The organism is Hydrogenophaga sp. (assembly GCF_041633695.1).
Lineage (GTDB): Bacteria > Pseudomonadota > Gammaproteobacteria > Burkholderiales > Burkholderiaceae_C > Hydrogenophaga.
On sequence record NZ_JBFJMY010000081.1, the window covers coordinates 1 to 13,330 of the forward strand.

The window sequence follows — 13,330 nt, forward strand, 5'->3', positions numbered from 1 at the left end:
CCGACCGCAAGGCCAAGTCCAAGTCGGCACAGCGCTGCCACGGCGCCTATGTGCTGGACGAAGCCAGCGACCAGGTGGTCACCTTCACCGCACCGCACACCATCCTGGCCACCGGTGGCGCCGGCAAGGTCTACCTCTATACCTCCAATCCCGACGTCGCCACCGGCGACGGGGTGGCCATGGCGTACCGTGCCGGCGCGCGCATCGCCAACATGGAATTCATCCAGTTCCACCCCACCTGCCTATACCACCCGCACGCCAAAAGCTATCTGATCACCGAAGCGGTCCGTGGCGAGGGCGGTTTGCTCAAGTTGCCGGCGTCGCTGGGCGGTCACCGCTTCATGCCGGACCACGACCCGCGCGCCGAACTCGCGCCGCGCGACGTGGTGGCCCGCGCGATCGACTTCGAGATGAAGAAACACGGCCTGGACTGCGTCTACCTCGACATCTCGCACGAAAGCCCCGCCTTCCTGCAAGAACACTTTCCCAACATCCTGGCGCGCTGCGCCGAACTCGGCATCGACATCACCCGCGAAGCCATTCCGGTGGTACCGGCCGCGCACTACACCTGCGGCGGCGTGGTGACCGACCTGTCGGGCCGCAGCGACATTCCCGGCCTCTACGCCGTGGGCGAAACCACCTGCACCGGTCTGCACGGCGCGAACCGGCTCGCCAGCAACTCGCTGGTGGAATGCATGGTCTTTGCCCAGGCCGCGGTCAGTGCCATCCAGGCCGCGCAATCGGGCGAAGCGCAAGACATCCCGCTGTGGGACGACAGTCGCGTGACCGATGCCGACGAGCGCGTGGTGATCTCGCACAACTGGGACGAGTTGCGCCGCTTCATGTGGGACTACGTGGGCATCGTGCGCACCAACAAACGCCTGGAGCGCGCGGCCCACCGCATCGCCTTGTTGCAGGGGGAGATCCACGAGTTCTATTCGCAGTTCCACGTCACGCGCGATCTGCTGGAGCTGCGCAACCTGGTGCAAGTGGCCGACCTGATCGTGATGTCGGCCATGATGCGGCACGAAAGCCGCGGCCTGCACTTCAGCCGCAACTATCCCGATCTGTTGCCCGACGCCAAGCCTACGATTCTGGTGCCGCCAGCGCGTTGATCCCGACAACCGCGGCAAGAAGCGGCGCCAGGTCAAGGATGCCGCGGAACTGCCTTTGCCAGGCCGCAGGCGTCGCCCCTCCTCAGGAGGGGGGCGCGCGAAGCGCGGCGGGGATGGACCCCCTACGCCGCCCCGATGTTGGGCACCAATGCGCCCGCGTTCTGACCCCCGCGCTGCGCGGCGGTGAAAGCCAGCATGCGGTCGATGGGCAAGCGGGCACGTTCGATCAGCGCCGCATCCACATCGATGGCGTTCAGACCTTTTTCCAGCACCTGCGCCACACCGGCCAGGCCGTTCATGGCCATCCAGGGACAGTGCGCGCAGCTCTTGCAGGTGGCGCTGTTGCCGGAGGTGGGTGCCTCTAAAAAGACCTTGCCGGGGTTTTGTTGGCGCAGCATGTGCATCATGCCGCTGTCCGTGGCGACGATGAACTCAGGTGCATCAAGCTCCCGCGCGGCCTTGAGAATGGCCGAGGTGGAACCCACCGCATCGGCCAGCGCGATCACGTCGGTCGGGCTCTCGGGATGCACCAGCACTTTGGCGCGGGGGTGCTCCTTCTTCAGCGCTTCCAGCTCGAAGGCCTTGAACTCGTCGTGCACGATGCAGGAGCCGGTCCACATCACCATGTCGGCGCCGGTTTCGCGCTGGATGTAGGTGCCCAGGTGCTTGTCGGGCGCCCACAGTATCTTGTGTCCCTTGTCCTTCAAAGCGGTCACGATGTCGAGCGCACAGCTGCTGGTGACCAGCCAGTCCGAACGCGCCTTGACCGCCGCACTGGTGTTGGCGTACACCACCACGGTGCGGTCGGGGTGGGCGTCGCAAAAGGCACTGAACTGGTCGATGGGGCAACCCAGATCGAGCGAACAGTTGGCATCCAGATCGGGCATGAGCACGGTCTTCTCCGGGCTCAGAATCTTGGCGGTTTCGCCCATGAAGCGCACGCCCGACACCACCAGGGTGGTGGCCGGGTGGTCGCGCCCAAAGCGCGCCATCTCCAGCGAGTCGCTGACGATGCCACCGGTCTCCACCGCCAGGTCTTGCAAGTCCGGGTGCACGTAGTAGTGCGAGACCATGACCGCGTTGCGTTCTTTCAAGAGTTGGCGGATGCGGTCCTTGAGCGCCGCGCGCTGCACCGGTCCCGGCTCCACCGGCACGCGCGCCCAGGCGTGCTGCGTCGGGCAGGCGGGTTGTTCGTATTCCACGTCGATCACGGGGCTGTCGCTGTTCGGGTTCATGGGGATTTCCTGTTTCAAGCCATGCACGTCGGCATCAAAAAGCGTCGAAGCGCATGGAAAAGTCCACCGCTTTGACGTCCTTGGTCAAAGCGCCAATGGATATGCGGTCCACGCCGGTTTCGGCCAGGGCGCGCACCGTTTGCAGGCTGACGCCGCCCGAGCTCTCCAGCACCGCCCGTCCGGCGTTGCGCCGCACCGCCTCCTGCAAAAGAGGAATGTCCATGTTGTCGAGCAGCACCATGGTGGCGCCACAGGCCAGGGCCTCTTCCAGTTGCTCCAGGGTTTCCACCTCGATCTCGACAAAGCGCGCCTGTGGCGCCGTGGCCTGTACCCGCGCCAGCACCTGGGCCACACCGCCGGCAGCGGCGATGTGGTTTTCCTTGATCAACACGGCGTCGTACAGGCCTATGCGGTGGTTCACACCGCCCCCGGTCTTGACCGCGTATTTTTGCGCCAGACGCAAGCCGGGCAAGGTCTTGCGCGTGTCCACGATCTGCGCGCGTGTACCCGCCACGGCGTCCACATAGGTGGCGGTTTTGGTGGCCACGGCCGACAGCAGTTGCAGAAAATTCAAGGCCGTGCGTTCGGCGGTCAGCAAAGCCTGCGCTTTGCCTTGCAATTCGAGCACCACCTGATCGGCCGCACAACGCTGACCTTCGCGCACATGCCAGATCAGGCGCGCCTGGGGGTCGAGCGCATACACGGCGGCCTCCACCCAGGCGACGCCACAAATCACGGCGGCTTCGCGCGCCAGAATGCGCGCGGTCGTGCTGCGTTCGCGGTCCACCAGGGCAGCGGTCAGGTCGCCAGAACCCACGTCTTCGGACAAGGCCCGCGCCACGTCCTGCCGTGCCAATTCGTTCAGATCCTGGGGCGTGAAATCAGAGAGGTGTTTCATAGGGCCTTAGCATAACGGGATCGAATATAGTGCCCCCAAGCACGTGCCACCATGGAAGGTAGACAAACATGAGCCAGACCAACAACGAAACACCAACCTCGGGCACCCCTTACGGCACCCTGCCATCGGCCTCGCCACTGCCCCAGCGCAAGCCCGTGAGCCTGCCGCGCCTGGCCGAAATGCGCGAGCGTGGCGAGAAGATCACCATGCTCACCGCCTACGACGCGACCTTTGCCGCCGTGGCCGACGCTGCGGGGGTGGAATGTATTCTCGTCGGCGACTCATTGGGCATGGTCTGTCAGGGGCTTTCCAGCACCGTCGGCGTCAGCCTGGAGACCATGCAATACCACACCGCCAGCGTGGTGCGCGGCCTGCAGCGCGTGCAAGCCACGGCCTGGGTGATTGGCGACCTGCCCTTTGGCAGCTACCACGAGTCCAAGGAACAAGCCTTGCGCAGCGCTTCGGTGCTGATGCAGGCCGGCGCCCACATGGTCAAACTCGAAGGCGGCGGCTGGACCACCGAAACCGTGCGCTTTCTGGTGGAGCGCGGCATTCCCGTCTGTGCCCACCTGGGCCTCACACCGCAAACCGTGCACGCCCTCGGCGGCTACCGGGTGCAGGGGCGCGGCGACAGCGCCGCCCTGCTGCTCAAACGCCAGGCGATCGAGCTGCAGGATGCGGGCGCGTCCATGCTGGTGCTGGAAATGGTGCCGGCCACGGTGTCGGCCGAAATCACGGTCCAACTGCCGTTGTGCCACACCATTGGCATCGGTGCCGGCAAAGGCACGGCGGGCCAGGTGCTGGTCATGCACGACATGCTCGGCATCAACCTGGGCAAGAACCCCAAGTTCGTGCGCAACTTCATGGAGGGCCAGAACAGCGTGCGCAACGCCATGGCCGCGTACGTGGCGGCCGTGAAAGACGGCAGCTTCCCCGACGACAGCCTGCACGCCTGGTGAAGCCGACCCCACCCCCGCGCCGCACCTGCGGTGCGTCACCCCCTTCCAGGGGGCGGTGCTGGCAGCCCGGCGAAGCCGGTTCTGCGGCGCCCTTGACAAGAGATTTCACCTCCCCTCTCCCCCTTCTCTATGCAACTCGTCCACACCATTGAAGAACTGCGCGATGTGCTGCGTCCTTTTGACGCGCCCGCTTTTGTGCCCACCATGGGCAATCTGCACGACGGCCACCTGAACCTGGTGCGCAGTGCCAAGCCGCTGGGCGACGTGGTGGTGTCCAGCATCTTCGTCAACCGCCTGCAGTTCGCCCCGAACGAAGATTTCGACAGCTACCCGCGCACCCTGCAGGCCGACTGCGACCGGCTGGAACAGGCGGGCTGCGACGTGGTGTTTGCGCCCAAGGAAAAAGAGCTGTATCCGGTGCCGCAAGGCTTCAAGATCCAGCCCGCCGCCGAGCTGGCGGATATTCTGGAGGGGCATTTCCGCCCCGGCTTCTTCACCGGCGTGTGCACCGTGGTGATGAAGCTGTTCCAGTGCGTGTTCTCCGAAGCCAAGGGGCCGCGCCACGCGCTGTTCGGCAAAAAGGACTACCAGCAGCAAATGGTGATCCGGCGCATGGTCCAGCAGTTCGCCCTGCCCATCACCATCGTGGCCGGTGAAACCCAGCGCGCGCCCGATGGCTTGGCCCTGAGTTCGCGCAACCGCTACCTCAGCGAGGCCGACAGGGCCGAAGCGGTGCAACTGTCGTTGGCCTTGCGCGCCCTGGCACGAGACGCGCTCTCTTGCGCCGACGCCTTGTCCACAAAACTGCCGGCCCTGGAAGACCGCGCCATGCACGCGCTGGCTGCACGCGGCTGGATGCCCGACTACCTCACGGTGCGCCGCCGCGCCGATCTGCTGCCGCCCCAGGCGGGCGATGAACTGGTGGTGCTGGGCGCTGCGCGCCTGAGCTCGACCCGTTTGATCGACAACTTCGAAATCTGAGCCCACCGGTGGCCTGTGCCACCGCAGCGCCCTGCAGGTATAGCGCGCGCCGCAACAGCGGTGCCGGTCAGATCTGTTCGTGCCGGGGGTCCCGCCCCATGAGCGCGGCCACCGCCTGCTGCGACGACAGCTTGCCGTCCAGCAAGGCCACCACGGCGCGCGAAATCGGCATGTCCACACCCAGGTGCCCGGCCCTTTGCACCACGGTGCGCGCGCTGTACACGCCTTCGGCCACATGGCCCAGCGAGTCCACCGCCTGCTGCAAACCCAGGCCCTGGGCCAGCAACTGCCCCACCCGGCGGTTGCGCGAGAGGTCGCCGGTGGCGGTCAGCACCAGATCGCCCAGACCGGACAAACCCATGAAGGTCTCGCCACGCGCTCCCAGCGCGAGTCCCAGGCGGTTCATTTCGGCCAGGCCGCGCGTGATCAGCGCCGCGCGGGCATTGAGCCCGAGCGCCAGGCCGTCGCACAGACCGGTGGCGATGGCCAACACGTTTTTCACAGCGCCGCCCACTTCAACGCCGACGATGTCGTCGTTGGCATAGACACGCAAGCTCGGACCGTGGAACGCTGCCACCAGCGCGTCGCGCACACAGGCGCGGTCGCTGGCCGCCACCAGCGCGGTGGGCTGGCCACGCGCCACTTCCAGCGCAAAACTGGGGCCGCTGAGCACACCGACTTTCAAACCCGGAACCACCTGGGCCTTGATTTCGTGGCCCATCAAACCCATGGAGCTGGACACGCCGGCAGAGGTGCCGAGCGGAGATTCAAAGCCTTTGCACAACCAGGCCACAGGCACAGACACCCGCTGCAGGGTTTGCAACATGGCGCGCAGGCTGGCCATGGGCGTGGCGACCACGACCAGATCCACATCCAGCAGGGGTGAATCGGTGGCGTCCAGCGCGGTGGCCGACACTTCGAGCGCCGCAGGCCATGCCACGCCGGGCAGATAACGCTGGTTTTCCCGCTGCGCCTGCATCTCTTGCGCCTGCTGCGGATCGCGCGCCCACAACACCACCCGGTGCCGAGGTGGCGACTGGCTGGCCGCGCTGATGGCCAGGGCGGTGCCCCAGGCCCCCGCCCCCAAGACCAGAATCTTCATCGCGAGTCCTGAGACCCGTTACTGGGTGACGATGCTGGGTGCTGCTGCGGCGGCTTGGGCTTGCTGCTGTTCGTACATGGCCTGGAAATTGATCTCGGCCAGGTGCACCGGCGGAAAGCCGCCACGCTGGATCAGATCGGCCACATTGCTGCGCAGATAAGGGTAGACGATTTGCGGGCAGGCGATGCCCATGATGGGGCCCATCTGGTCTTCGGGCAGATTGCGGATTTCGAAGATGCCGGCCTGCTTGGCTTCGACCAGAAACACCGTCTTGTCTTTGATCTTGGTCGTCACCGTGGCCGTGACGCAGATTTCGAACACACCATCGGCCACGGGATTGGCTTCAACACCCAGCTGGATGTCCACCGAAGGCTGCTCCTGCTCCAGCAAGATCGCGGGCGAATTGGGCTGCTCCAGCGAGGCCTCTTTGAGGTAGACGCGCTGGATCTGGAAGGTCGCTTCGGGCGTGGCTTGTTCGTTGGCCATGGGTGGTGCTTTCAAGGGTCAGAAAAAAATGAAACCCGCCGGGGAAGAGCGTTCCCGAAGCGGGCACCTGGTGGAATTATCTCAGCACCGCTGGCGCCGACTGCGCGCCCCTGGTGCCTCAGGCCTGCAACAAGGGCTCAAGCCCGTTCTGCCGATCCAGCGCATGCAAGTCGTCGCAGCCGCCGACATGGGTTTCACCGATGAAGATTTGCGGCACGCTGGTGCGACCGGTGATCTGCGCCATCTGGGCCCGCAACTCGGGCTGGCCATCGACAAACACTTCGTCCAGCTCGTTCACACCGCGCGCCTGCAACAAGGCCTTGGCCCGGTGGCAAAAAGGGCAATAGGCGCTGGTGTACATCTTGACTCGGGCCATGGGAACTCCTGGAAATACGGAAAAAAATCAGACCTTCTCGACCGGCATGCTGGCGCTGCGCCAGGCACCCATGCCGCCCGCGAGCGACGAGGTGTTCTCGTAGCCCAGCTTCTTGGCCGTGGCCACCGCCCGACCGGACCGAGCCCCCGAGGCGCAAACCAGGATCACAGGCGTGGCCTTGTTCTTCACCACCCCCGGCAGCTTGGCCTCCAGCTCGGCCAGTGGCACGTTTTTGGCGCCCACCACATGCCCTTTGGCGAATTCGTCCGCGCTGCACACATCGACCACCACGGCTTTTTCGCGGTTCATCAAGTGCACCGCTTGCGCGGGATTGACCGATCCCGCACCGCCTCCGCCGGCCATCGTGGGCCACATCAGGAGACCGGCCGAGGCGACCGCGACCGCAATCAGCATCCAGTTTTCGATAAAGAAACTCACAGGGAACCTTTCTGTTAAGCCCATGATTTTAGAATGTCTGCTGCATCGCCGCTGAGCCCAGTTGGGAAGCGGCATGTTTTCACCCCATTTCCCGCCCGCAAATCCGCTCGCCACATGTACAAACTTGTTCTGATTCGCCACGGCGAATCCACCTGGAACCTCGAAAACCGCTTCACCGGCTGGACCGACGTGGACCTCACGCCCACGGGCGTGGAGCAGGCCTTGAACGCCGGGCGCCTGCTCAAGGCCGAAGGCTACGACTTCGACATCGCCTACACCAGCGTGCTCAAGCGCGCCACCCGCACACTGTGGCACGTGCTGGATGAGATGGACCGCACCTGGCTGCCCGTGGCACACAGCTGGCGCCTGAACGAGCGGCATTACGGCGCCCTGCAGGGCCTGAACAAGGCCGAAACGGCCAAGCAGTACGGCGACGAGCAGGTGCTGATCTGGCGCCGCAGCTACGACACGCCCCCGCCCGCGCTGGAAGCCGACGACCCGCGCTGCGAGCGCAGCGACCGCCGCTACGCCCGGCTCAACCCCGAAGAAGTGCCGCTGACCGAATGCCTCAAGGACACGGTCGCCCGCGTCTTGCCGTTCTGGAACGAGGCCATGGCCCCGGCCATCCGCTCGGGCAAGCGCCTGGTGGTGGCCGCCCACGGCAACAGCATCCGTGCCCTAGTGAAATACCTGGACGGCATCGGCGACGACGACATCGTCGGACTGAATATCCCCAATGGCATACCGCTGGTCTACGAACTCGACGCGGATCTCAAACCCCTGAAACACTACTACCTGGGCAATGCCGAAGCGGTGGCGCAGGCGGCCGCGGCTGTGGCCGCGCAAGGCAAAGCCTGAGTTTTTTGCGCGGCAGCCTGGGCGAGCCAGGGTTTGCGGAACCGAATCCGTGCCTCGCGCTCCAAGGTGTATATTGGCCCGGCAGGCCGGCCTCCAGGCTTGAACAGCCGCTATTTTTAAGGTTTCGAAATGGGTAAACAATTGAGCCACAAGCTGAAAATCACCGGCTGGTTGGCCATTGGCGCCGTGGCGGGTGCGTTGACCACGGTGCAATTCCAGGCGGTGGCCCGCGGTGCACTGGCCCCGCTGCCGCTGGAAGAGTTGCAGCAGCTCGCAGCGGTGTTCGGCATGGTCAAGACCGACTATGTGGAACCGGTGGACGAGAAAAAACTGATTTCCGAAGCCATCACCGGCATGGTGTCCAGCCTGGACCCACATTCCCAGTACTTCGACAAGAAGTCGTTCAAGGAATTCCGCGAAGGCACGAGCGGGCGTTTTGTGGGCGTGGGCATCGAGATCACCATGGAAGACGGCCTGGTCAAGGTGGTGTCGCCGATCGAAGACTCACCCGCTTTCCGCGCCGGACTCAAGACCAACGACTTGATCACCAAGATCGACGACACCCAGGTCAAGGGCCTGAGCATCAACGAGGCGGTCAAGCTCATGCGCGGCGAGCCGCGCACCAAGGTCTTGCTGACCATTTTCCGCAAGCTCGAGAACCGCAGTTTCTCGGTGACGATCACGCGCGAGGAAATCAAGACCCAGAGCGTGAAATCCAAGGTGATCGAACCGGGTTACGCCTGGGTGCGGGTGTCGCAGTTCCAGGAACGCACGATCGATGATTTCGCCCGCAAGGTCGAAGACATCTACAAATCGGAACCGAATCTCAAAGGCCTGGTGCTGGACCTGCGCAACGATCCCGGTGGTCTGCTCGACGCCGCAGTGGCCTTGTCTGCCGCTTTCCTGCCCGAGAACGTGACCGTGGTCTCCACCAACGGACAACTGGAAGACAGCAAGTTCATTTACAAGGCCACACCACAGCACTACTTGCGCCGGGGCGGCACCGACCCGATCAAGCACCTGACCGAAGCCACCAAGGGTGCTTTGCGCAAGATACCGCTGGTGGTGCTGGTGAACGAAGGTTCGGCATCTGCCAGCGAAATCGTCGCGGGCGCCTTGCAAGACCACAAGCGCGCCACCATTCTGGGCAGCCAGACCTTTGGCAAAGGTTCCGTGCAAACGGTGCGTCCGCTGGGCCCCGACACCGGCATCAAGCTGACCACCGCGCGCTATTACACGCCGCTGGGCACCTCGATCCAGGCCAAGGGCATCGTGCCCGACGTGATGGTGGACGAGACGCCGGAAGGCAATCTGTTTGCGTTGCTGCGCACCCGCGAGGCCGATCTGCAGAAACACCTCATGAGCAGCAAGGAAGCCGCCGATGCCGACAAGCCCATGACCGACGCGCAGCGTGCGGCCGAACAGCAGCGCGACCAGGACCGCGAAGAGGCGCGCCAACGGCTGGAAGAAGAAGTTCGCAAGAACCCCGGGCAGCGACTGGTGCCCGAATTCGGCAGCGACAAAGACTTCCCCCTGCAACAGGCCTTGAACCGCCTCAAAGGCCTGCCGGTGGTGGTGAGCAAGACGCAGACCGAACGCGCCGAAGAACCCAAAGCCAACTGACCGCCAACCGATTGACGTAGGCCCGCGCCTTGGACGATACCCAGCTGCTGCGCTACTCGCGCCACATCCTGCTCAACGAACTGGGGGTGGAAGGGCAGGAAAAACTGCTGGCTTCGCATGCACTCATCGTGGGAGCCGGTGGCCTGGGTTCACCGGTGGCGCTGTATTTGGGCAGCGCCGGGGTGGGACACATCACGGTGGTCGACCACGACGCGGTGGACGAAACCAATTTGCAGCGCCAGATCGCGCACAACCTGGCGCGTGTGGGGCACCCCAAGGCGGAATCGGTGCGCGACGCGATCGCCGCGATCAACCCCGACGTGCGGGTGACCCCCCTGGTGCAACGCGCCGACGCCGCCTTGCTGGATGCGCTGCTGCCCACGGTGGACGTGGTGCTCGACTGCACCGACAACTTCGCGATCCGGCACACCATCAACCGGGCCTGTGTTCGCCACCGCAAGCCGCTGGTTTCGGGTGCGGCCATTCGCATGGACGGACAGCTCAGCGTGTTCGACGCCGGCATTGAAGACAGCCCCTGCTACGCCTGCGTATTCCCGGAAAGCAGCGACCTGGAAGAAACCCGTTGCGCCACCATGGGCGTGTTTGCGCCCCTGGTCGGCATCATCGGCACGGTGCAGGCGGCCGAAGCGCTCAAGCTGCTGACCGGCCTGGGTTCGCGCCTGATCGGCCAGCTGCTGATGCTGGATGGCCGCGACATGGCGTTCAACGCCATCAGCTTGCCGCGCAACCCGCATTGCGAGGTCTGCGGCTCGGCCTCCAGCTGAATGCACCCCGCTGCGCTTGCAGCGGCGACCTATGGTGTCACCACCGGGAATAGCTGGCACGGACCGTGGCGCTGGCGAAAACCGCGCGGCACTTCGGCTTGCGCGTCGGCAAACACACCCAGGCGCCGCTTGCGCGCCGCCGCTTCCTGCTCGGCATACGGGCCCAGGCTGTTGCGCCACCGGTACGACCAAGCCAGCCCCTGTGCCACCAACCAAGCGCTCACGTCGGTCTCGTCGTGCGTGAGCCGGGCCAGACCACGCCCGTAGTCGTCAAAACGGTCCACCTGCACCTGCACCACTTGCCGCAACACGCGTTGTGTCAGTGCGTCGCGGGCGGCGATACCACCGTCCTGGCAAATCTCGGGGGCGTCTATGCCCAACAGACGCAGCTTGCGCGGAGCGCCGCCTTCGAGCGGTTGAACCCACAGGGTGTCGCCATCAAAAACCCGTGTCACACGCGCCGAGTAGCGCTGGGGCTGCAACGGCGGCGTGTCTGCGGTGGCGGAAGCCGCTATAGCGGCTGGGACCTGCAGCAAGGCCACCGGCCACACGCACACCAGCAAGAACCTGCGGGTGATCGTTCCCAGGGTTGGAGACAGGGGCTTGGCATGCATGGGGTGCCATTGTGCCAAGGCCCCGCTCGTGCACCGAGCAGGCGCCCTGCCGCTACCGAAGCCTCAACCGAGCAGCGCCGCCAGACCGCCTTCGGCCTCGAAGCGCTGCTGGCGGTAGACCAGCCGCGTGGGGCCGGCCCACACCGCCTCGCGCACGCTGTGGGCCGGGTCGCCGGGGTAGCAGATCACGCGCTCGCCGTTTTCATCAAAGGGTTCGGGGGCGATCAGCGCGGGCGGGCGGCTGCGTGCCCAGTCCAGCACCTGCTGCACCGTGCCCAGCCGCACCAGCTGGGCCAGGCTCATGATTTGCGGCGGCACCAAGTCGATCTCGCCGGCCCAGTAACGCTCCAGGCCCACGCGCGGAGACAGCCACACCGCCTCGGTGGCCTCGAACGCACAGTGCTCGGCCTCTTGCTCGTCCGGCGCCAGCGCCACAAAAAAACGGGTATCAAAACGCTTGTTGGTGACCGAGGGCACACGCGGCGTGACCCAGCGCGACCAGGGCAACAGGCTGGACAAGGCCAAGGGCAGATCCAGTTGCGACAAAGCCTGTGCAAAACCAGCCCCGCCGAGGATTTGCGCGCGCACGCGCCGCGCCACCAGCTGTGCGCCCACAGGAGCGCCCAACAGCAAACCGCATTCCTCAAAGGTTTCGCGCAACGCCGCCACGTGCAGGGCCACGGCGGTTTGCGGATCCAGCCCGGTTTCGCCCAAGGCCTGCAGGCAAGCGGCGGCAGAGCGGTCCGTCACCGCGCCACCGGGCAACTGGCTGTCGGCCGCATCGAGCTTGCCGCCCGGAAACACGTGCACACCACCGAGCACCCCCGAACCACCATGTCGGCGCACCAGCAGCACTTCCAGGCCACGCGGCCCTTCGCGCAACACCATCACGGTGGCGGCCGCCACGGGCGGGCTCAGGACTTCTTCGGAGTTGATGGTGACCATGGGCCATTGTCGCCGCACCGCCACCGGGCACATGGCACCCAGACGACACCGGTACCGGGTCCACCCCAGAGCACGACCCCGCCTGCGTCAAGCCGCCGGCATGTCCACAGACCGGCTGGCGCTCAATTCCGTGCCCGGCTCCGTACCCTCCACCAGCCCCACTTCGGCACGCTGCCGGGCCAGGTACTGGGGGTATTCGGACTGGATGAATTCGATCAGGTATTCGCGCACGTGGCAGCGCAAATCCCAGGCTGCGGGTGCCGACGCGGCCGTGACCAGACAGCGCAGCTGCATCGCCCGTTCGCCCGCTTCGGTCACTTGCAGCAGCGCCACGCGCCGGTCCCAGAGTTCGGACGTATCGCAGGCGCGTTGCAAGGCCTCGCGCAGCGGTGCCAGCGGCATGCGGTAGTCCACCCACAAATAGACGGTGCCGGTCAGTTCGCTGGTGCTACGCGTCCAGTTCTGGAACGGCTTTTCAATCCAGTACTGCAAGGGCACGATCAAGCGCCGGTCGTCCCAGATGCGCACCACCACATAGGTGCCGGTGATTTGTTCGATCACGCCCCATTCGTTTTCCACAATCACCACGTCGTCGAGCCGTATGGGCTGGCTGATGCCGATCTGCAATCCCGCGATGATGTTGCCCAACACCGGCCTGGCGGCAAATCCGGCCACGATGCCCAGCACACCCGCCGACGCCAGCAGACTGGCCCCGATCTCGCGCACAGCCGGAAAAGTCATCAGCAACAAAGCCGCCCCGACAAACCAGACCATGCCTTGCACCACGCGGGACAGCACCTGTGTCTGGGTGTGGATGCGGCGCGCCTCCATGTTGTGCTCGACCGCCAAAGGGTTGGCCCGTTGCAAGTGCCGTTTCAAGTCGCGGGCCGCGATGTCACCTGCGATGGTCGAGAC

At 65.2% G+C, this 13,330-nt stretch carries 15 protein-coding genes; 6 read left to right on the top strand and 9 right to left on the bottom strand.

The genetic code is table 11. From position 1 onward, the window contains the following. Positions 1-1,115: L-aspartate oxidase (gene nadB / locus ABYB95_RS07225; RefSeq protein WP_372657803.1), on the top strand; the 1,115-nt coding region annotated here is incomplete at its 5' end. A 122-nt stretch (positions 1,116-1,237) separates the two neighbouring features. Here nadB and nadA read toward each other — a convergent pair. Further along, complete coding sequence (gene nadA / locus ABYB95_RS07230; RefSeq protein ID WP_372657804.1) at positions 1,238-2,350, bottom strand: quinolinate synthase NadA; 1,113 nt, start codon at positions 2,348-2,350, stop codon at positions 1,238-1,240. 34 nt (positions 2,351-2,384) lie between these two features. Continuing rightward, positions 2,385-3,248 carry a carboxylating nicotinate-nucleotide diphosphorylase gene (gene nadC / locus ABYB95_RS07235; protein WP_372657805.1) on the bottom strand — a complete coding sequence of 288 codons (864 nt, stop codon included), beginning with the start codon at positions 3,246-3,248 and terminating at the stop codon, positions 2,385-2,387. 68 nt (positions 3,249-3,316) lie between these two features. On the opposite strand from nadC, the gene panB reads away from it, so the two are divergent. Next, positions 3,317-4,207 (top strand): 3-methyl-2-oxobutanoate hydroxymethyltransferase, encoded by an 891-nt coding sequence (panB, locus tag ABYB95_RS07240; RefSeq protein WP_372657806.1) that lies wholly within the window; start codon positions 3,317-3,319, stop codon positions 4,205-4,207. Between the two features lie 129 nt (positions 4,208-4,336). Next, complete coding sequence (gene panC / locus ABYB95_RS07245) at positions 4,337-5,188, top strand: pantoate--beta-alanine ligase (protein ID WP_372657807.1); 852 nt, start codon at positions 4,337-4,339, stop codon at positions 5,186-5,188. 67 nt (positions 5,189-5,255) lie between these two features. Here panC and ABYB95_RS07250 read toward each other — a convergent pair whose 3' ends face one another. The 4 genes from ABYB95_RS07250 to ABYB95_RS07265 form a co-directional block, all read right to left on the bottom strand. Further along, complete coding sequence (locus tag ABYB95_RS07250; protein WP_372657808.1) at positions 5,256-6,290, bottom strand: NAD(P)H-dependent glycerol-3-phosphate dehydrogenase; 1,035 nt, start codon at positions 6,288-6,290, stop codon at positions 5,256-5,258. An 18-nt stretch (positions 6,291-6,308) separates the two neighbouring features. Beyond that, the gene (secB, locus tag ABYB95_RS07255) at positions 6,309-6,776 is read right to left on the bottom strand and encodes a protein-export chaperone SecB (RefSeq protein ID WP_372657816.1); all 468 of its coding nucleotides are present in this window, start codon (positions 6,774-6,776) and stop codon (positions 6,309-6,311) included. A gap of 118 nt (positions 6,777-6,894) precedes the next feature. Beyond that, positions 6,895-7,152 (bottom strand): glutaredoxin 3, encoded by a 258-nt coding sequence (gene grxC / locus ABYB95_RS07260; protein WP_372657809.1) that lies wholly within the window; start codon positions 7,150-7,152, stop codon positions 6,895-6,897. A 27-nt stretch (positions 7,153-7,179) separates the two neighbouring features. Continuing rightward, complete coding sequence (locus ABYB95_RS07265) at positions 7,180-7,590, bottom strand: rhodanese-like domain-containing protein (RefSeq protein WP_372657810.1); 411 nt, start codon at positions 7,588-7,590, stop codon at positions 7,180-7,182. Between the two features lie 114 nt (positions 7,591-7,704). Here ABYB95_RS07265 and gpmA point away from each other — a divergent pair, with 114 nt between their 5' ends. The 3 genes from gpmA to ABYB95_RS07280 all read left to right on the top strand — a co-directional run bounded on the left by gpmA (position 7,705) and on the right by ABYB95_RS07280 (position 10,856). Next, positions 7,705-8,448 (top strand): 2,3-diphosphoglycerate-dependent phosphoglycerate mutase, encoded by a 744-nt coding sequence (gpmA, locus tag ABYB95_RS07270; protein WP_372657811.1) that lies wholly within the window; start codon positions 7,705-7,707, stop codon positions 8,446-8,448. A 141-nt stretch (positions 8,449-8,589) separates the two neighbouring features. Further along, complete coding sequence (locus ABYB95_RS07275) at positions 8,590-10,071, top strand: S41 family peptidase (RefSeq protein ID WP_372657817.1); 1,482 nt, start codon at positions 8,590-8,592, stop codon at positions 10,069-10,071. Between the two features lie 29 nt (positions 10,072-10,100). Further along, positions 10,101-10,856, top strand: a complete 756-nt coding sequence (locus ABYB95_RS07280) for a ThiF family adenylyltransferase (RefSeq protein WP_372657812.1) — start codon at positions 10,101-10,103, stop codon at positions 10,854-10,856. 29 nt (positions 10,857-10,885) lie between these two features. Here ABYB95_RS07280 and ABYB95_RS07285 read toward each other — a convergent pair whose 3' ends face one another. From ABYB95_RS07285 to ABYB95_RS07295, 3 genes are all read right to left on the bottom strand, one after another. After that, positions 10,886-11,470 carry a thermonuclease family protein gene (locus tag ABYB95_RS07285; protein ID WP_372657813.1) on the bottom strand — a complete coding sequence of 195 codons (585 nt, stop codon included), beginning with the start codon at positions 11,468-11,470 and terminating at the stop codon, positions 10,886-10,888. A 63-nt stretch (positions 11,471-11,533) separates the two neighbouring features. Next, the gene (locus tag ABYB95_RS07290; RefSeq protein WP_372657814.1) at positions 11,534-12,415 is read right to left on the bottom strand and encodes an NUDIX hydrolase; all 882 of its coding nucleotides are present in this window, start codon (positions 12,413-12,415) and stop codon (positions 11,534-11,536) included. Positions 12,416-12,502: 87 nt separating this feature from the next. Further along, on the bottom strand, positions 12,503-13,330 hold an 828-nt coding region (locus ABYB95_RS07295; protein WP_372657815.1), incomplete at its 5' end, for a mechanosensitive ion channel family protein.

Coding starts and splice junctions, on each gene's coding strand:
- nadA (WP_372657804.1), bottom strand. CDS start 2,350: ATGAACCCGAACAGCGACAGCCCCGTGATCGACGTGGAATACGAACAA.
- grxC (WP_372657809.1), bottom strand. CDS start 7,152: ATGGCCCGAGTCAAGATGTACACCAGCGCCTATTGCCCTTTTTGCCAC.
- panB (WP_372657806.1), top strand. CDS start 3,317: ATGAGCCAGACCAACAACGAAACACCAACCTCGGGCACCCCTTACGGC.
- ABYB95_RS07250 (WP_372657808.1), bottom strand. CDS start 6,290: ATGAAGATTCTGGTCTTGGGGGCGGGGGCCTGGGGCACCGCCCTGGCC.
- ABYB95_RS07285 (WP_372657813.1), bottom strand. CDS start 11,470: ATGCATGCCAAGCCCCTGTCTCCAACCCTGGGAACGATCACCCGCAGG.
- nadC (WP_372657805.1), bottom strand. CDS start 3,248: ATGAAACACCTCTCTGATTTCACGCCCCAGGATCTGAACGAATTGGCA.
- secB (WP_372657816.1), bottom strand. CDS start 6,776: ATGGCCAACGAACAAGCCACGCCCGAAGCGACCTTCCAGATCCAGCGC.
- gpmA (WP_372657811.1), top strand. CDS start 7,705: ATGTACAAACTTGTTCTGATTCGCCACGGCGAATCCACCTGGAACCTC.
- ABYB95_RS07290 (WP_372657814.1), bottom strand. CDS start 12,415: ATGGTCACCATCAACTCCGAAGAAGTCCTGAGCCCGCCCGTGGCGGCC.
- panC (WP_372657807.1), top strand. CDS start 4,337: ATGCAACTCGTCCACACCATTGAAGAACTGCGCGATGTGCTGCGTCCT.